Source organism: Amycolatopsis sp. NBC_01307, from assembly GCF_035975215.1.
Lineage (GTDB): Bacteria > Actinomycetota > Actinomycetes > Mycobacteriales > Pseudonocardiaceae > Amycolatopsis.
The window spans coordinates 3,827,109-3,844,350 of record NZ_CP108403.1 but is presented as its reverse complement, the minus strand read 5'-3'; the positions used below and the strand labels follow the sequence as shown (position 1 = coordinate 3,844,350).

The window sequence follows — 17,242 nt, the reverse complement described above, 5'->3', positions numbered from 1 at the left end:
GATGGCCGAGCGGAGGTCAGAGGGTGGGGAGCAGGGTGTCCTGGTCGGTTGTCGTCCACTCCAGGATCAGCAGGGTGGCGTCGTCCTGGAGCCGGCCGTCCTGGTGGTCCAGCACCGCTCGGACCACCCGGCGCAGGGTCTCCGGGGCGGGCAGGCCCGCCGCTTCGTGGCGTTCGGTGAGGTCGGCCAGCCGTTCCAGGCCGAACTGCTCACCCGCCGGGCTGCGAGCCTCCGTGACGCCGTCGGTGTAGAACAGCACCCGGTCGCCGGGCTGGAGCTGTTCACGCTCGACGACGGGCTCGCGGCGCTGGAAGTCCCCGAGGCCCAGCGGGGTGCGGCTCACGGTGTCCAGCAGCCGCACCACCCGCCCGTCGCGCAGCACGGCCGGCGGCGGGTGCCCGGCGTTGAGGTAGTGCAGCTCGCCGGTGCCCAGGTCCAGGTGGGCGAGGAACGCCGTCGCGTACGACATCGAGTCGGCCGGGCGGTGGCCGGCGATGGTGTGGTCCGCCAGCTCGGCCGCCTCGATCAGGTCGGCGCCGCCGCGGCGGGCGTTGCGCGTGGCCGCCAGCGCCATCGAGGTGATCAGCCCGGCGTGCAGGTCATGGCCCACCGAGTCGAAGATGGCCACCGAGGCGCGGTCGCCGTCCACGGCGTAGTCGAAACCGTCGCCCCCGACCTCGTCGTAGGGCTCCATCGCGGCGGCGATCACCACCCGGTCGGTGGCGAACACCTTCGGTGGCAGCAGCTGCCAGAGCAGCTCCGCGGCCACCGACAGCGGCTTGCCGCGACGCACCCGGTGGAACAGGTCGCTGTAGAGCTGCTTGCTCAGCACCAAGTGCGCGATCTGCCCGGCCAACGTCCAGCAGTTGCCGCGCAGGACCTTGTCCCGCGGGTCGGTCCCGTCGGGGAGGGTGAGCCGCAGCGCGCCGAGGCGTTCGGTGCCGTCGAGCACCGGCAGCCACAGGTGCGACGGCTCCCCGTCGGCGGCCGCGACGACGATCTCGAGCCGGCCGAACGCCCGCCCCGCCAGGGTGGCGTCGACCGACAACGCCGGGCCGTCCGCCGGCCGGACCGGGTGCAGCTCCCGCTGCCCGAGGTCGACCAGGTACAGCCGCGCCGACAGCCCGACCAGGGCGGTCACGTCGTCGAGGATGGCGGGCAGGTCACCGGCGGTCGCCAGGTGCGACCGGTTGACGATCTCCGCGAAGACCGTGTGCCATGAACGATCCTCGGCTACCACTCCCGCAGGGTAGAGGACCGGCCCAGGCGCCGACTGGGCGCGCGGCTCGGCGCCTTCGTACGGCATGTTGCGTTCTCAGGCCTACGCGTGCAGCCGACACCGGGGCACGGTGCACCGGCTGCCGCCCGCCTGGGAACGAGTGCGGCCGTCGGTCGATTCCCAACAGTCAGGACGTCGTGCTCGCGGGTGGACGCACGTGGCCGAACGGAGCGGACATCGGCTGTAATGCTGTTCGCATGAGCAAATAGCTCCGTGTCGTTTCGGCAGGTCCGGGCTTACGTTCGGGCGGTGACCAACGAACTGACCATTCCGCTCCTGCCCTGTCCTTCCATCGATGAGATCGCGTCGTTCTACGAGATGCTCGGCTTCGAGATCACCTATCGGCAGACGCGGCCGAACCCGCACGTCGCGGTGCGGCGGGAGGACATCAATCTGCACTTCTTCGGGATGGACGACTACGACCCGGCGCAGTCGTACAGCACGTGCCTGGTCATCGTGGCCGACACGGGCGAGCTGTTCGAGGCCTTCGCGGCGGGGATGCGTTCCGTGCACGGAAAACTGCTCGTCTCCGGCATCCCGCGGATGACCCGGCCGCGGCTGCGCAACGACCGGTACACCGGCTTCACCGTCGTCGATCCGGGCGGTAACTGGATCCGGATCAATAAGGCCGCCCAGGAACCCGAGGCGCGGAGCAAGCTCGCCAAAGCCTTGGAGAACGCCGCGAGGCAGGCGGATGCGCGCGGCGACGAAGGCCAGGGGCTGAAGATCCTGGAAGGCGCGTTGAAGCGAGCGACCGGCGATGAACCGGAGTTTCAGGCGGTGCGGGAGTTCCGCGACGAGCTCGTCGAACGGATCAAGGGGTCCGAGCCGCGTCCAGGCGCTTGAGCGCGGCCCTGACCACCTCGGGATCGGGCGGAGGTGTCGGGAGAGCCCCGCCATCCACGCGCTTGTGCGCTACTACGGGAGGATCGTCGACTGCCCGTGCGGCGTGGCTGACGACGATCGTGGACGGCACAGCAAGGAGAACCGGGCCCGAGCCGCAGGCCGGACTCAGTGACTTTCGGCAAGTCCCAGGGGACATTGGCCCCTGAACCGGGAGCCGCCGCCGCGTGAGGGTGGAAGCATGAGAATCCTCGTGACGGTGGCCAGCCGACATGGCGCCACCAGGGAAATCGCCGAGAACATCGCCACCGCGTCCGGCGCGGCGCTGACCTACGCCGGCGTGCGGTCACAGATAGAGACCCGCGACGCGAGCCTGGTGACTTCGGTCGAGGGCTACGACGCCGTGGTCCTCGGTTCCGCCGTCTACATGGGACACTGGCTCGAGCCGGCTGTGAAGCTCGCCGAAACCTTCGTGGACGAACTCCGCAGGCTACCGGTCTGGGTGTTCTCCAGCGGCCCCGTCGGCGAACGGGACCAGCAGGCCGACGAGCCGGCCGGCGCCGCCGACGTGGTGATGCGGCTCGGGGCTCGCGGGCACCGGCTGTTCGGCGGGAAGATCGACCACCACGCCTTGCACCTCTCGGAGCGGGCGATGGTCGCCGCGTTGCGCGTCAAGGACGGCGACTACCGCGACTGGCCGTCGATCCGGTCCTGGGGCCGCGAAATCGGCGCCACCCTCGCGGTGACCGAGGTTGCCGGGAGCCGGTCATGACGGCGCCACGCAGCTACCCGGTCCGGGTCGAAGCCACCCTGGACGAACCGCTGTCGCGCGGACTGTGGCTGGTCAAGTGGCTCCTCGCGATCCCGCACTACGTCGTGCTGGCGTTCCTGTGGTTCGCCTACCCCTTCGTCACCATCGCGGCGTTCTTCGCGATCCTGGTGACCGGCCGCTACCCGCGCTCGCTCTTCGCGTTCACCTCCGGTGTGCTGCGCTGGAGCTGGCGGGTGCAGTACTACTCCTACGCCGGGCTCGGCACCGACCGCTACCCGCCGTTCACCTTCGCCGACGTCCCCGATTACCCGGCGCGGCTCGAAATCGCCTATCCGGAGCGGCTTTCGCGTGGGCTGGTGCTCGTGAAGTGGTGGCTGCTGGCCCTCCCGCACTTCGTGATCGTCGGCGTGTTCGCCGGCGGCGGCAGCTGGCTGCTGTTCGGCAACGGCGACGGCAGCGATGGTGGCTTCGACTGGGCCGCCGGTGGTCTCGTCGGCGTGCTGGTGCTGGTCGCCGGGGTGGTGCTGCTGTTCACCGGTCGCTACCCGCGGCCGATCTTCGACTTCGTCCTCGGCATGGACCGCTGGGTGCTGCGCGTCGCGGCCTACGTCTCGCTGATGACCGACGAGTACCCGCCGTTCCGCCTGGACATGGGCGGCATCGAGGCCGCTGCCGAACCGCCGCACCCGCAGCCTCAGCCGGCGCATGCGTCCACCTGGACCGGCGGGCGGATCGTCGCCGCGGTCTCCGGTGCGGTGCTGCTGCTCGGCGCGACGGGCCTGCTGACCGGTGGCGGCGCGCTGCTGTGGGCCGACCGCACGCAACGTGACGCCGACGGCTACCTCACCGGCTCCACGACGCTGGCGTCGGACAGCTACGCGGTCCTGACTGACCCGGTGCAGATATCCGGCGCGCCGGACGTCGTCACGGCCGTCGGGGATGTCCGGATCCGCGCGACCGCCATCGACGGCCACCCGCTCTTCGTGGGCATCGGCCGCTCCGAAGCCGTCGCCGGCTACCTGGCCGCGACCGAGTTCACGACCTTGGGCAGCGTGGCCGACAACCGCTCCGGTGATCGAGTGCACCCCGGCGGAGCGCCGGCCACCCCGCCCGGTGACGCCGGTGTGTGGACGGCGACCGCGTCCGGCTCAGGCACCCAGACCGTCTCCTGGCCGGTCGGTGACGGGCAGTGGACCGCCGTCGTGATGAACGCCGACGGCTCGCGCGGGATCTCCGTGCGCGCCGAAGCCGGAGCGACCGCGCCCGCGATCGGCTGGATCGCCCTCGGCCTGCTGCTCGCCGGCGCCGTTCTGCTGGCAGGTGGCGCCCTGCTCATCGGGTTCGCCGCGCACCGAGCACACCGTGCCGGTCCGCCGGTCACCCCGGTTCCGCCCGAGCTGCCGAGCCACGTCTGATCCGTCCACTGTGACCGTTGAAGGAAGGAAACCCATGTACGGATTCATCGACGGCGCGATCGTCGCCGGGATCGACGGTTCGTCCTCGGCGGTGCAGGCAGCCGTGTGGGCCGGCACCGAGGCCCGCCGCCGGGGCCGCCCGCTGCGGCTGGTGCAGGTCTACACCCTGCCGAATGTGCGCTCCCCGATCGCGTTCGGATCGCTGGACCAGGTGCGGGAAGGCCTGGCGGAACGGGCCGAAGAGTGGCTCACCGACGCGCGGGCCGCCGTACTCGCCGAGCACCCGGGCCTCGAGATCACCACGGCCGCCCGGGAATGGAACCCGGTCACCGCGCTGATCCAGGAGTCGCAGCACGCCGAGCTGGTGGTGCTGGGCTCGCGCGGGCTCGGCGGCTTCACCGGCCTGCTCGTCGGGTCGACCGCCGTGTCGGTGGTGGCGCACGCGCACTGCCCGATCGTCGTGGTTCGCGGCCGGACGCCGCACAGCCCGCCGCCGGTCACCGGTCCGGTGCTCGTCGGCGCCGACGGCTCGCTCGACAGCGAAGCCGCGTTGGCGTTCGCCTGTGAGGAGGCCCAGCTGCGGGGAACCGGGCTGACCTTGGTGCACGCCTGGATCGACATCCTCGCCGACGACGTGCCGCGGCTCTATCCGCTGCACGTGGACGCGGCCGCCATCGAGCGCATCGAACGCGCGAAGCTCACCGAGCAGATGGCCGGCTGGCAGGAGAAGTACCCGGACGTCCCGATCGAGTTCGACGTCACCCGCGGGCGGCCGGTGCGCACGCTGCTGGAGCGCGGGGAAGACGCTCAGCTCATCGTGGTCGGTTGCCGCGGTCTCGGTGGGTTCACCGGCATGCTGACGGGCTCGACGAGCCAGGCGTTGATCGTGCACTCGCCGTGCCCGGTGGCCGTCGTGCGACCCCAGCTGGCCGGGACCGGGTCGTGAGCACCCTGCGGGAGTGACCGGCGCCGCTCGCGCTGACCAGCCGGGTGCCCGGGCATGGCACGACCTGCGCAAGGATCTTCGTCCTTTGTGGACGTATCCGGTCGAAGGGACGTAAGTCCCCGCGACCGGTGACCGACGCCAGCTGTGCCCGGGGTGCCGCCTTCTTAGGTTGGGAAGTGAGACGAAAGGCAGGAACACGCGATGCGAGCACGCGACCTGATGACCGCGCCGGTGATCACCGTGCAGCCGTGGACGTCCGCCAAGGAGGCGGCCGAGCTGCTGTCCACGCACGGCTTCTCCGCGCTCCCCGTGGTCGACGACGACGACCCCGACCGGCACGTCGCCCAGTTGCCGGCGCCGGCCGTGCCCGGCGTCGTCACCGCCGACACCGCTTACGCAGGTCAGGAGCAGACCCGATGAACACCATCGACCCGAGGATCACCGTAGGCGTGGACGGCTCCGCCGGTTCCGCGGCCGCGCTCGCGTGGGCCGCCAAGACCGCGTCCCTGCGTCACCTGCAGCTGCGGATCGTGCACGGGCTGCAGCTCACCAGCCTCTACTACGGCGGTGGCCTGCCTGGCGCCGGCGCCGGTGCGTTGTTCGACGCGATCCAGGCCGACGGTGAACGGATCATCGCCGACGCCCGCAGCCTCGCGACGTCCATCGACAAGGACCTCGTCATCACGACGGAACTGCCGAACGCCCCGCCCGTGCCGATGCTCATCGACGAGTCCCGGCACGCCCGGATGCTCGTCGTCGGCCGGAGCGGCGCCGACGGGTTCACCGGCATGCTGGTCGGCGCGACCGCGGCCACGGTCGCGAGCCACGCGCACAGTCCGGTCGCCCTCATCCGCGGACGCGAGGACACCTCGATGGTTCCGGACTCGGGCCCGGTCGTGGCGGGCGTCGACGGCACCGCCAACAGCGAGCCCGCGCTCGGCGTCGCGTTCGAGGAGGCCTCCCTGCGCGGTGTCCCGCTGGTCGCGGTCCACGCGTGGAACGACGTCACCTACGAGGACACCCACGGCACCGCCCGGATCCTCACCCAGCCCGAGACCCTCGAAGAGGGGGAGCAGCGGCTGATGGCAGAGCGGCTCGCGGGCTGGCGGGAGAAGTACCCCGACGTCGAGGTCCGGCCCCTGCTGGTGCGCGACCGGCCCCGCCACATGCTGCTCGAGGCGAGTGAGACCGCGCAACTGGTCGTCGTCGGCAGTCACGGCCGCGGCGGCTTCACCGGCATGCTCCTCGGCTCGACCAGCCAAGCGCTGGTTCAGCACGCCCGGTGCCCGGTGCTCGTCGTCCGCCCGGAGCGGAAAGCATGACCGCGGCTCGATGCCCGGCGGCATCGCACTGACCGGTGGACGCACTCGGCGGGCCGCGAACTACTTCGCGGCCCGCCGAGTGCGTCGCCCCGAAGTGACCTCCGGCGCCGGTTGGAGGTCTTTGGTCGTCTTCCCGAAGACTCTCACGGTCGTACGCTGATCCCGTCGAAGATGTTTCCCGTCACAGGAGGTCGGAGATGCTCCGCGTCTTTCTCGTCGACGACCACGAGGTCGTCCGCCGCGGCGTTGCCGACCTGCTGGACGAGGACGAAGAGCTGACCGTGATCGGCCAGGCCGGCAGCGTCTCGCAGGCCTTGGCCCGGATCCCGGCGCTCGACCCCGACGTCGCGGTGCTCGACGTCCGCCTGCCCGACGGCAACGGCATCGAGCTGGCCCGCGAGCTGCGTTCCAAGCTGCCGGAGCTGAAGGTCTTGATGCTGACGTCCTACACCGACGAGCAGGCGATGCTCGACGCGGTGATGGCCGGGGCCAGCGGGTTCGTCATCAAGGACATCAAGGGCATGGACCTGGTCTCGGCCGTGCGGGACGTCGGCGCGGGCAAGTCGCTGCTCGACGCGCACGCGACGGCCGCGCTGATGGCCAAGCTGCGCGAGAGCCAGACGAAGAAAGGCCCGTTGTCCGACCTGTCCGACCAGGAGCGGAAGCTGCTGGAGCTGATCGGCGAAGGCCTGACCAACCGGCAGATCTCCGAACGGATGTTCCTGGCCGAGAAGACCGTCAAGAACTACGTCTCGCGCCTGCTGACCAAGCTGGGCATGGAACGCCGCACCCAGGCCGCCGTCCTCGCCACCGAGCTGCGCCAGCACGGAACTAGGCGCTGAGCCGGTCCGGTTCCAGCAGGACGTCGTCCAGGGACCGGCGCGGCGTCCACGACGCCGGCGTGCCGTGGCCGAGGCGCAGCACGACCTGCGGCCACAGCCCGCCGCCCAGCAGGGTCCGCAGCTCCGCCCGGACCGCGGGGACCTCGACCGGCTGCGAGACGAACGACGCGTCGAACCCGGCGGCGGTGGCCGTCAGCAGGACCCGCTGCATGGCCTGGCCGGCCCGGATCCGGTCGGCCTGCTTGTCCTCGAAGGAGCCGACGACCACGACCAGTGGATCGGAGTCGTCGGCCAAGCCCCGCCGTGGCGAGCCGAAGTCGCTCAAGATCCGGTCGCTGTCATCCGAAGGCATCCCGTCGGGAATGCCGTCGCGGCTGTCCCGGGGGCGAGCGGTCCACTGCCGCCACTCGGCGAGGAACGCGGGATCGGTCACCTGAGCGTGGTGGCTCTTGTGCACCAGGTCGCGCAGCCGGTCCAGCTGGTGCGCGTCCAGCCGGGGCAGCCAAGCCTGCTCGGCCTCGGCGGCGTGGCGCAGCTCGGCGACGACCGCGTCCGGGATCACGGCCGTCTCGAACGGGGCGCGGTTCGTGTGGCGCCGGGGGATCGCGTCGGCCAGCCGGACGAGCCGCCGGTCGGGCTTGCGGGCCGCGAACGGCCGGATCACCGCGAGCAACGTCGGGTTGTCACGGCGGGGCAGCAGCGTGGTGGCCGGGTGCGCGCCCAGCGCGTGGATCGCGGTGCGCAGGTTGAACAACGCGGCCCCGCAGGAGAGCAGCAGTTCCCGCTGGTCGGCGTCGGCCACCGGCAACGCGCGGTCCGGATCGGCGTGCAGCTCGATCCCCGCGGCCGTGCAGCGGAACCGCCAGGGCTGCGTGTTGCGCGTCGACGGTGCGAGCACCGCCGCCCCGAGCACGGACTTCACCTGATCGGGATCCAGCAGGCCGATCGAGGTGATGGGTGGTGTCATGGTTCCCTCTCGGTGCCGTCGGGCGGCACACTGTGGTTCCGGACAGCTTCCAGTGACGGTCTCTCGTGCCACCGGATGGCGGAAAGGGGAGAAAGTCACCAGCGGTGAGGCTGGAGTGGACAAGGTGAAGGTCGTGGGCACGGTGTCGGTGAACGAATCCGGACAGCAGCCCGACTACGGCTCCCGGCGGACGGCCGGGACGCTGTCGGGGCTGCGGCTGCGCGAGGTCCTGCGCGATCTTCAGGATCGGATCGAGCTGCTGATCGGCACCCGCGACAAGATGGACGGCCTGCTGGACGCGGTGCTGGCCGTCGCGTCCGGGCTGGAGCTGGACGCCACGCTGCGGCGCATCGTGCAGGCCGCGATCGAGCTCGGCGAGGCGAAGTACGGTGCGCTGGGCGTGCTCGCCGACGACGGCTCCCTGTCCCAGTTCATCTACCTCGGGATCGACGACGAGGCCCGCCAGCTGATCGGCCACCTGCCCGAGGGGCACGGTGTCCTGGGCGTGGTCATCGAAGAAGCGAAACCGTTGCGGCTCGAGGAGATCTCGGCCCATCCGGCGTCGGCCGGTTTCCCGGCACACCACCCGCCGATGCATTCGTTCCTCGGCGTGCCGGTCCGGGTGCGTGACGAGGTGTTCGGCCGGCTGTACCTGACCGAGAAGAAGAACGGCGAGCCGTTCACCGACGACGACGAAGTCGTCGTGCAGGCACTGGCGGCCGCGGCCGGCATCGCGATCGAGAACGCCCACCTCTACGAGCAGGCACGCGTGCGGCAGCAGTGGCTGGCCGCGACCAGCGAGGTGACGACCGAACTGCTGGGCGGCACCGACCCGGCCGAAGCGCTCGACACCATCGCGACCCGCGCCCTGGAGCTGACCGGCTCCGACGTCACGATGCTCGCCCTGCCGAACTCCGGCCGGCTCGACGTCGACGAAGACTGGGGCAACGACGCCGACGACCTCACCGTCACCGTCTGCGCCGGGGCCCGGGCGGCCGAGCTGTCGGGCCTGCACATCGACCTCGAGGGCAGTGTGCCCGGCGCGGTGTACCGGGACCGGACGCCGCGCAGCGTTCCCGAACTCGCACTCGGCGAATACCGCTTCGGGCCGGCACTGGTCGTGCCGCTGCGAGCCGGTGACCGCACGAGCGGCGTGCTCATCACGGTCCGGGGGACGGGTGCGCCGCCGTTCGGTGCCACTCAGCTCTCGGTCGTCGCGTCCTTCGCCGATCAGGCCGCGCTGGCGCTGCAGCTGGCGGCGCAGCAGCGGGCCGCCCGCGAGCTGGACGTGCTCGGCGACCGTGACCGGATCGCCCGTGACCTGCACGACCACGTGATCCAGCGGCTGTTCGCGGTGGGCCTGTCGTTGCAGAGCACGCAGCGGCGCACGAAGTCGCCGGAGCTGCAGAAGCGGCTCGGGGACAGCATCGAGCAGATGCACGAGATCGTGCAGGAGATCCGCACGGCCATCTTCGACCTGCACGGCGGCGCGGCGGGGGAGACCGGGATGAGGCTGCGGCACCGGCTGCACGACGCGATCGCCGAACTCACCGACGACGCACCGGTGCACCCGACGATCAGCATGTCCGGCACGCTCGACACGGTGCCCGCACAGCTGGCCGAGCACGTCGAAGCGGTGGTGCGCGAGGCGGTCAGCAACGCCGTCCGGCACGCGGAGGCCTCGACGTTGTCCGTGTCGGTCGCGGTGAAGGACAACGTGCTGCGCATCGTGGTGATCGACGACGGCAAGGGGATCCCCGCCGACATCTCGCCGAGCGGTCTCGGCAACTTGCGCGACCGCGCGGAAGCCGCGGGCGGGCGGTTCACCCGCGAACCCGGGCCCGAGGGCGGCGTGAAGCTGGAGTGGTCGGCACCGCTCGGTTGATCGCAGCGCACTTCGGTGACGAAGGTCCTCGGAGTTCGGGTAGTCCGGCCGCGTCGCGGCGCCCCCGGTCCGAGGTCTCCTTGACAGGCGACGCCAGACCGTCCTGGTGCCGCCCGAGGAGGGACAGCATGAGTGTGGACGTGGGCTCCCGAGCCCTGCTCGCGGACGGCGACGTGGTACTGGTGCGCCCGTTGCACCCGGCCGACACCGCCGAGGTGCTGGGCCTGCACACCCGGCTCACCGAGCAGGACACCTACTTCCGGTTCTTCGGCGCTCGACCGTCCATATTGGACAAACTGGCCGGGGAGATCGCCGCGGAGACGGGTCCTGGCCACTACGCCGTGGGCTGCTACCTGCGCGGTGAACTCGTCGGCGTGGCGAACTACGAAGTCCTGAAGGACTCCACCGACGCCGAAGTCGCGCTCGTCGTGGATGCGGCCGTACGCACCCAGGGCGTCGCGACCCTCTTGATGGAACACCTCGTCTCCCGCGCTCGGAAGGCTGGCCTGAAGCGTTTCGTCGCCGAAGTGCTCGCCGAGAACGCCAAGATCATCCACGTCTTCGCCGACCTCGGGCTGCGGTTCGAGGCGAGCGTCGGCGGCCCCGAACGGGACGTCGTGATGGTCCTCGAGGAGGACACCGCCTACCTGGACGCGGTGCTGAAGCGCGACTCCGTCGCCGACGCGGCCAGCTTGGCCCACGTGCTCAAGCCCGCGTCGATCGCGGTGATCGGCGCCGGACGGCGGTCCGGTTCGGTCGGGCACGCGGTCCTGGCCAACCTGGTCGCGTCCGGCTACCCGGGTCCGGTCGAGGTGGTGAACCCGCACGCCGGCGAGATCCTCGGCGTGCCGTGCGCGGCGAGCGTCGCCGAGCTGGCCCGGACGCCCGAACTCGCCGTGATCTGCCTGCCCGCCGCGGCCGCGGCCGACGCCGTCGAGGCGTGCGGCGAGCGGGGCGTGCGCGCCGTGCTCGTGATCTCCTCCGGGCTGACCGGGATCCCGGCGGGGACCCGGGTCCGCGAAGCCGTCAGCCGCTACGGCATGCGGCTGGTCGGCCCCAACTGCCTCGGCATCGTCTCCACCGACCCCGTCTGCCCGCTGAACCTGACGTTCCTGGCCGGGAAGGTCGAACCCGGCAACATCGGCGTGGTCACCCAGTCCGGCGGTGTGGGGATCGCGCTCGCGGAGTCGCTGAACGACCTGGGCCTCGGCCTGTCGAGCCTGGTCTCGACCGGCGACAAGTACGACGTCAGCGGCAACGACCTGCTGATGTGGTGGACGGCCGACCGCCGGACCGAAACCGCCGTGCTCTACCTCGAATCCTTCGGCAACCCGCGCAAGTTCAGCCGCGTCGCCCGGCAGCTGGCCAGTACCCGTCCGGTACTCGCCGTCCGCTCGGGCAGCGGCGGGACCGCGCAGCGTGCCGCCGCGTCGCACACCGCCGCCGCCGCGACCCCCGCCGTCACGCGTGACGCGCTGTTCGAACAGGCCGGGATCATCGCCGTCGACACCGTCGCCGAGCTGGTCGACGTCATCGCCGGGCTGTCCTGGCAGCTGCTGCCGGGCGGTCCGCGCGTGGCCGTGGTCAGCAACGCCGGCGGGGCCGGGGTGCTGGCCGCGGACGCCTGCGAGCGCGAAGGCCTGGTGATGGCGGAGCTGTCCGACGACACCCGGGCACGGCTCGCGAAGCTGTTGCCGGCCGAAGCCGCGGTGCGGAACCCGGTCGACACGACCGCCGCCGTCCCCGCGGAGGTGTTCGCCGACGCCCTGCGCGCCGTGCTGGCCGACGACGGCGTGGACGCGGTGATCGCCGCGACCGTACCGACCGCGGTCGGCGACCCCGGGACCGCGCTCGCCGCCGTGCTCCTGCCCGAGTTCAAGACCGTCTTCGCGGTGCGGCCCGGGCAGCGCGCCCGCGTCGCCCCGCTGGTGCCCGGCACGGGGGTGACGGCGTGCTACGACGACCCGGCCGCGGCCGCCGCCGTCCTGGCCCGGCTCGTCCGCTACGAGCAGTGGCTGAACCGGCCCGACACCGGCGGATCCCTGACCCCGCTGGAAGATCCCGATGCACTGCGCGCGTTCGCCGCCGGACGCGAAGGCTGGCTGTCGCCGCCGGACGCTGTCGAACTGCTGCGCCTGGCCGGCATCCCGATGGTGGAAACGACGTACGTCAAGACAGGCGACTCGATGGATGCCGTGGTCTTCGACCCGGCCTCGGCGGTCGTGCTGAAGGCCGACGCCGAAGGGCTGGTGCACAAGTCGGCGGGCGGCGGCGTACTGCTGAACGTGCGCGGTGCCGAGATCCTCGACGCGTTCCGCACCTTGCGCTCCCGGTTCGGCGCCGCCCTGCGCGGGGTCACCGTCCAGCCGATGGCCGGACCAGGCCGGGAAGTGCTGGTCGGTGTGCGCTCGGACCCGGTGTTCGGGCCGCTGGTCGTGTTCGGCCTCGGCGGCATCGACACCGACCTGATCGCCGACCACGCCGCCAGGCTCGCCCCGCTCACCGAGGCCGACGCCGACCTCCTGCTCGACGGCCTGCGCTCGGCGAAAGCGCTCTGGGCGGCGCAGCTCGACCGGGCGGCCGTGCGCGAGCTGCTGCTGAAGGTCAGCCGGCTGGCCGAGCTCGTCCCCGAGCTGGCCGAACTGGACCTCAACCCGGTGCGGGTCCGCTCCGAGGGCTGCACGGTGCTCGACGTCCGTGCCCGGTTCGAACGGCCCGCGCTCACCGACCCGTTCCTGCGCCGGTTGCGGGACTGAGACACCGGAGGAATGCCGTGCGAGTGCTGACCCTGAACCCCGGTTCGCCGAGCATGAAGGTTTCGCTGGTCGCCGACGGCACCGCGGTCGGCTGGACCGCGTGGGACCTGGCCGACCCCGGCGCCGTCGTCCAGTCGATCCGTCGCTGGTCCGATGTGGACGCGATAGCCGTCCGCTTCGTCCACGGTGGGGAGCAGAAAGCGCCGGCGAACTGCTCGCAAGCCTCGAACAACTCACCGCGCTGGCCCCGAACCACCAGCCGCTGTCGCGGGAGGTGCGCCGGACGTCCCGGTCGTCGCCTGCTTCGACACCGCCTTCCACGTCGAGATGCCCGAGTCCCGACGACCCGGTCCGGTGCCGGTTCCAGCGCGGCGGCCAGGTGACGAAAGTCCCTCGGCAAGTGGACGAACGCCGATATCCGGGCCGGCGGCGGAGCCGTAGCGTCGGCGATGCACCTCGCTCCGGCAAGGACTTGCCGCCGCTTGCCGTTATCGCGGCGAACCGCCTGATCGGATCATCCATTGTGGAGGGAGCGGCGATGGCCGGGGACTGGACGAAGACCGAGACCGAGGTGCTCGTGCGGTCGATGACGCGGGCACCGTCGGTGCACAACCTCCAGCCGTGGCTGCTCGACATCGGACCGGACGAACTCGTCGTGCGTGAACGCACCGAGCTGCGCCTTCCCCAGCACGACCCGCTCGGCCGGGACCGGGCCGCGTCCTGCGGTGCCGCCGTGGCCAACCTCGAAGTCGCGATCCGGACGCTCGGCCGGGCGCCGGGCGTCGAACTCCTGCCCGACCCGGCGCGGCCCGACGTCGTGGCCCGCATCGCCGCCGGGACCGTGGTGGCGCCCACCGTGGCAGACCTGCACCGGTTCGGCGCGATCGCCCGCCGTGCCAGTCACCGCGCGCCCTTCGAGGACGCCCCGGTTCCGGCGGTCGCGTTGCGGCTGATCGGCGAGATGTGCGCGGCGCCGGGTGTGGAGGCCCGCCTGGTCCGGCCCGGTCGGGAGGTCGCCGTGGTGGCCCGGCTGCTGCACGTCGCCGCGGAGCACTTCAAGGCTGACGGTGCCTACCATCGAGAACTGTCGCTGTGGACGATCCGCGACGAACAAGCCCACCGGCACGGGGTCGGCCTGCCCGCGAGCCGTGTGCCGGCGGGATCGGTGCCCTGGGCCGGGCTGATCCGCCGCGCCACCGAGCTGCCCGACACCGCGGAGATCGAGGCACGCCTGGCCGCGGAGTCCTTGCTGGTCTTCGTCACCGCCGACGACACCCGCGCCGACCACGTCCGGGCCGGGTACGCGATGGAACGCGCCTGGCTGACCGCGGTCGACCTGGGGCTGGTGGCCGCCGTGCTCACGCAGCCGTTGCACCTCGAGCCGGTCAGGGCCGCCCTGCGCGCTGATCTGACACTGAGCGGGTTCCCGCAGGTCCTCATGCGCGTCGGGTACAGCAGTGAACCGGATCCGGCCGGGCCACGCCGGGCAGTGGAGGAGGTCCTGCACCAGCCCTGAACGTGCGCGCCGGGGTGGCGGCGTCCGTCGTCCGGCTCGCTCGCCGGCGAAGGTTCCCGAGGTGCAGGACGATCGTCAGGATCACCAGCGGGACGTGGATGGCCGGCAGGTTCCTGGCGAGCCAGGGCGGCAGGTAGATGTCGGTGACCGAGCCGTGGTCGTCGCCGAGTGACTCGGCGACGTCGGTCAGGGGGCAGCGCAGCCTGTTGGCGATGAAGACCGCGCATTCGGTGGTGACCACGGCGCCGGCGATCGCGGCGCGCCGGTCGCTGCGCTTCGCGAATCCCGCGTACAGCAGGTAGGCCACGCACGACTCGACGGACAGCCAGACGAGAGTGTGGACGACCTTGATCGCGGTGAGTGCCCGGCTGGTCCGTGCGGCGCCGGTACGTCTCGGGTGTTCCCGGTTCCCGGTTGTCGGCATCGTTTCTCCCTGCCCATCTTCGTCGGCGAGCATGCGTCTCGGTGGCGGATCAGGGGCCGAGGGATTCGGCCTCGTGGAGGACGTGGCGGACGCCCAGCGAGTCGTCGAGGACGAGCACGTCGGCTCGGTCGCCGGGGCGTAGGAGACCCATTCCGCGGTCGGGCAGGAACCCGGCGGGCGACACCGCCGGTCACCGTGAACTCGACCGAGCCCATCCGGTAGGTCCCGTCCGGGCACCCGCCCGCGGCGAGGTCGTCGGTGACGAGGACGACCCGGCCACGTGCCGTCCGGAAGGCGAGCCGGATCGCCTCGGGCGAGAGGTGACTGGGATCGGCGATCACCCCGACCGCGACGTCGTCACGGGTCAGTGCCGCGCCCACGATTCCGGGGTCGCGGTGGGTGAACGGCCGCATCGCGTCGAAGAGGTGGGTGACCAGCCGGGCGCCGCGTCGCTGTGCCCGCAGGAGACGCGGACCCCGGTTCGCACCAGGAACACGACCAGTTCCAACGCCCCGGGCAGCTCCGGCGCCAGCGTCACCTGAGTGATCGACCCGGCGGCCAGCAGCCGTTCGGTCAGCTCGGTGTCCGGGGCGCGCAGCAGCTCCGCAGGATGGGTTCCGGCCCGTTTCGGGGACAGGAACGGCCCCTCCAAGTGGACGCCCAGGATCCATGCCCAGCCCGGGCACGACCGGGCCAGGTCCGCCGTCGTGATCGCGGCGATCGTCGACGCCGGCGAACCCGTTGACCTGCAGGTCGATCAGGCCGGGTACAGCCAGCCCGGATCCGGGGGCCGCGACCCCGATCGCGCTCACCCGTCCGGTTTCCCGGTCCACCTCGACGTCGCCCTTCCGGTACTCGCCAGCGACCAGCGCACCCGCGACACCCAACCGCATGATGTGTCCCCTTTCGAGCGTGTTCAGGTCGCGGTGCTGTGCGCGCGGTGGCCGGTCCAGACGAAGTCCATCCGGTTGCGGACGTCCACGACGCCGGCGACCGCGCGGGTCATGCGTTCCGCGGTCGCCACGTCGGCCTCGTACTCGAGCCGGCCGGTCAGCAGGACCACCCCGTGCTCGACGCTCGCGCGCACGTTGTCCCGGTTGGCGTGCAAGGCTTCGTCGAACACGGTGCGGTCGACGTCGGACTGCAGGTCGTCGTCGGTGCGCAGGAAGCTCCGGAGCACGTCGCGTCGAGCGATGACGCCGACCAGCTTCTCGTCCTGCAGCACGAACAACCGGCGGACCCCGCTCCGCGTGAGCAAACGCGCTGCCGCGGGCAAGGTTGTAGCAGGTGAGGTGGTGTCGGATGCCGTGGACATCAGTGTCGCCGCGGTCTGACCGGCGGCTTTGCGCCAGTCCTCTTTGGTCAGATGACCGGCGAAGTGCGGGCAGCCGGCACCGGGTACGTCGTCTTCGTGCGCTTGGCGGCAGAGCAGGTCCGCCTCGGTCACCACGCCGATCACGGCGCCGTCCGGGGTCACCACCGGCACGGCGCTGACGCCGTGGGTGACGATCACCTGGACGAGGTCCTTGAACGGCAGCTCCGGCGCGACGGTGATCACCTCGCGGGTCATCACGTCGCCGACCGTTGTCATGGCTTGCACGGTGTTCTCCTATGGTGTCGCATTGTCCTTTGTGGAGTAAAGGGGTCGTGCTCAGCGGAGCCAGGGGGTGCGGCGGACGAGGTCCAGTTTCGCCCAGCGGTGGCCGAGGCCCCAGGTGTCACCCGCGGCGAAGGCGGCCAGGGCGATGAGGACGACGAGGTAGACGAGGTGGTAGTCGATCAGGGGGTTGGTCGAGGACGTGGCCGTGCCGGCCGAGGTGGACTGGGCGAGTGGCCATTCGGCGATCCACATGAGTGCGAGCAGGATGGTGCCGGCGGCGGCGGCCGGGCGCAGGGCCACGCCGAGCAGGAGGGCGATGCCGAGGCCGAGCAGGGCGAGCATGAACAGCCAGTCGGCCCAGCCGGCGCCGGCCCAGTCGCGCAGCGTCGACTGCATGGGGCCGACTTGGACGTGGCCGAGGAATCCCTTGGTCGGGGAGCCGCCGCTGATCCAGGCCTGTGCCGGGCTGGTGGAGTAGCCCAGTCCGAACAGTTTGTCGAGGAAGGCCCAGAGGAACGTCAGGCCCATCACGATGCGCAGGACGGCCAGCGCCGGGCCGCGAGCGGCGGAGCCCGGCTGGCGCCGTTCGGCTGTTCGCGCTGTCTGGCTGGGGATGAAGGGGGTGGTCGGGGACGGGCTGCGGTCCTGGACGGACATCGTGGGCTCCTTTCGGTT

The 17,242-nt window shown here is 71.6% G+C and carries 16 protein-coding genes and 1 pseudogene; 10 read left to right on the top strand and 7 right to left on the bottom strand.

The window, feature by feature from the left end; all coding sequences use genetic code 11:
- Window positions 1-16: 16 nt before the first annotated feature.
- A complete protein-coding gene (locus OG439_RS16065; RefSeq protein WP_326950155.1) occupies window positions 17-1,240 on the bottom strand; it encodes a PP2C family protein-serine/threonine phosphatase in 1,224 nt (407 codons plus the stop codon).
- 288 nt (window positions 1,241-1,528) lie between these two features.
- On the opposite strand from OG439_RS16065, the gene OG439_RS16060 reads away from it, so the two are divergent.
- The 7 genes and pseudogenes from OG439_RS16060 to OG439_RS16030 all read left to right on the top strand — a co-directional run bounded on the left by OG439_RS16060 (window position 1,529) and on the right by OG439_RS16030 (window position 7,419).
- Complete coding sequence (locus OG439_RS16060) at window positions 1,529-2,125, top strand: hypothetical protein (protein ID WP_326950154.1); 597 nt, start codon at window positions 1,529-1,531, stop codon at window positions 2,123-2,125.
- A gap of 238 nt (window positions 2,126-2,363) precedes the next feature.
- Window positions 2,364-2,894 (top strand): flavodoxin domain-containing protein, encoded by a 531-nt coding sequence (locus tag OG439_RS16055; protein ID WP_326950153.1) that lies wholly within the window; start codon window positions 2,364-2,366, stop codon window positions 2,892-2,894.
- A complete protein-coding gene (locus tag OG439_RS16050) occupies window positions 2,891-4,309 on the top strand; it encodes a DUF4389 domain-containing protein (protein ID WP_326950152.1) in 1,419 nt (472 codons plus the stop codon). Before OG439_RS16055 ends, OG439_RS16050 begins: the two co-directional genes overlap by 4 nt.
- A gap of 34 nt (window positions 4,310-4,343) precedes the next feature.
- Window positions 4,344-5,255 (top strand): universal stress protein, encoded by a 912-nt coding sequence (locus OG439_RS16045; protein WP_326950151.1) that lies wholly within the window; start codon window positions 4,344-4,346, stop codon window positions 5,253-5,255.
- 201 nt (window positions 5,256-5,456) lie between these two features.
- Window positions 5,457-5,582, top strand: a pseudogene (locus tag OG439_RS16040) (CBS domain-containing protein); the annotation flags it as partial.
- An 89-nt stretch (window positions 5,583-5,671) separates the two neighbouring features.
- On the top strand, window positions 5,672-6,577 hold the full coding sequence (locus OG439_RS16035; RefSeq protein ID WP_326950150.1) for a universal stress protein: 906 nt from the start codon (window positions 5,672-5,674) through the stop codon (window positions 6,575-6,577).
- Between the two features lie 197 nt (window positions 6,578-6,774).
- Window positions 6,775-7,419, top strand: coding sequence for a response regulator transcription factor (locus tag OG439_RS16030; RefSeq protein ID WP_326950149.1), 645 nt, complete (start codon window positions 6,775-6,777; stop codon window positions 7,417-7,419).
- Here OG439_RS16030 and OG439_RS16025 read toward each other — a convergent pair.
- Entirely contained in the window at window positions 7,409-8,386 is a 978-nt protein-coding gene (locus OG439_RS16025) for an Acg family FMN-binding oxidoreductase (RefSeq protein WP_326950148.1), read from the bottom strand. The genes OG439_RS16030 and OG439_RS16025 overlap by 11 nt on opposite strands.
- A 133-nt stretch (window positions 8,387-8,519) precedes the next feature.
- Between OG439_RS16025 and OG439_RS16020 the strand changes: the two genes are divergently transcribed.
- From OG439_RS16020 to OG439_RS16010, 3 genes are all read left to right on the top strand, one after another.
- On the top strand, window positions 8,520-10,271 hold the full coding sequence (locus OG439_RS16020) for a sensor histidine kinase (protein ID WP_326951559.1): 1,752 nt from the start codon (window positions 8,520-8,522) through the stop codon (window positions 10,269-10,271).
- A gap of 128 nt (window positions 10,272-10,399) precedes the next feature.
- The gene (locus OG439_RS16015; RefSeq protein WP_326950147.1) at window positions 10,400-13,027 is read left to right on the top strand and encodes a bifunctional acetate--CoA ligase family protein/GNAT family N-acetyltransferase; all 2,628 of its coding nucleotides are present in this window, start codon (window positions 10,400-10,402) and stop codon (window positions 13,025-13,027) included.
- Window positions 13,028-13,565: 538 nt separating this feature from the next.
- Window positions 13,566-14,543: an Acg family FMN-binding oxidoreductase gene (locus OG439_RS16010; RefSeq protein ID WP_326950146.1), complete on the top strand. Its 978-nt coding sequence runs from the start codon at window positions 13,566-13,568 to the stop codon at window positions 14,541-14,543.
- On the opposite strand, the gene OG439_RS16005 is transcribed toward OG439_RS16010, so the two are convergent.
- The 5 genes from OG439_RS16005 to OG439_RS15985 form a co-directional block, all read right to left on the bottom strand.
- Window positions 14,464-15,000 carry a hypothetical protein gene (locus OG439_RS16005; RefSeq protein WP_326950145.1) on the bottom strand — a complete coding sequence of 179 codons (537 nt, stop codon included), beginning with the start codon at window positions 14,998-15,000 and terminating at the stop codon, window positions 14,464-14,466. The two genes, OG439_RS16010 and OG439_RS16005, sit on opposite strands and share 80 nt — an antisense overlap.
- Before the next feature lie 16 nt (window positions 15,001-15,016).
- On the bottom strand, window positions 15,017-15,151 hold the full coding sequence (locus tag OG439_RS16000; RefSeq protein ID WP_326950144.1) for a hypothetical protein: 135 nt from the start codon (window positions 15,149-15,151) through the stop codon (window positions 15,017-15,019).
- Between the two features lie 180 nt (window positions 15,152-15,331).
- Window positions 15,332-15,619 (bottom strand): hypothetical protein, encoded by a 288-nt coding sequence (locus tag OG439_RS15995; protein ID WP_326950143.1) that lies wholly within the window; start codon window positions 15,617-15,619, stop codon window positions 15,332-15,334.
- A gap of 264 nt (window positions 15,620-15,883) precedes the next feature.
- Window positions 15,884-16,558: a CBS domain-containing protein gene (locus tag OG439_RS15990; RefSeq protein WP_326950142.1), complete on the bottom strand. Its 675-nt coding sequence runs from the start codon at window positions 16,556-16,558 to the stop codon at window positions 15,884-15,886.
- Window positions 16,559-16,618: 60 nt separating this feature from the next.
- Window positions 16,619-17,224: a DoxX family membrane protein gene (locus tag OG439_RS15985; RefSeq protein ID WP_326950141.1), complete on the bottom strand. Its 606-nt coding sequence runs from the start codon at window positions 17,222-17,224 to the stop codon at window positions 16,619-16,621.
- Window positions 17,225-17,242 lie beyond the last annotated feature (18 nt).

Coding starts and splice junctions, on each gene's coding strand:
- OG439_RS16055 (WP_326950153.1), top strand. CDS start 2,364: ATGAGAATCCTCGTGACGGTGGCCAGCCGACATGGCGCCACCAGGGAA.
- OG439_RS16050 (WP_326950152.1), top strand. CDS start 2,891: ATGACGGCGCCACGCAGCTACCCGGTCCGGGTCGAAGCCACCCTGGAC.
- OG439_RS16045 (WP_326950151.1), top strand. CDS start 4,344: ATGTACGGATTCATCGACGGCGCGATCGTCGCCGGGATCGACGGTTCG.
- OG439_RS16035 (WP_326950150.1), top strand. CDS start 5,672: ATGAACACCATCGACCCGAGGATCACCGTAGGCGTGGACGGCTCCGCC.
- OG439_RS16030 (WP_326950149.1), top strand. CDS start 6,775: ATGCTCCGCGTCTTTCTCGTCGACGACCACGAGGTCGTCCGCCGCGGC.
- OG439_RS16025 (WP_326950148.1), bottom strand. CDS start 8,386: ATGACACCACCCATCACCTCGATCGGCCTGCTGGATCCCGATCAGGTG.
- OG439_RS16015 (WP_326950147.1), top strand. CDS start 10,400: ATGAGTGTGGACGTGGGCTCCCGAGCCCTGCTCGCGGACGGCGACGTG.
- OG439_RS16010 (WP_326950146.1), top strand. CDS start 13,566: ATGGCCGGGGACTGGACGAAGACCGAGACCGAGGTGCTCGTGCGGTCG.
- OG439_RS16005 (WP_326950145.1), bottom strand. CDS start 15,000: ATGCTCGCCGACGAAGATGGGCAGGGAGAAACGATGCCGACAACCGGG.
- OG439_RS15990 (WP_326950142.1), bottom strand. CDS start 16,558: ATGACAACGGTCGGCGACGTGATGACCCGCGAGGTGATCACCGTCGCG.
- OG439_RS15985 (WP_326950141.1), bottom strand. CDS start 17,224: ATGTCCGTCCAGGACCGCAGCCCGTCCCCGACCACCCCCTTCATCCCC.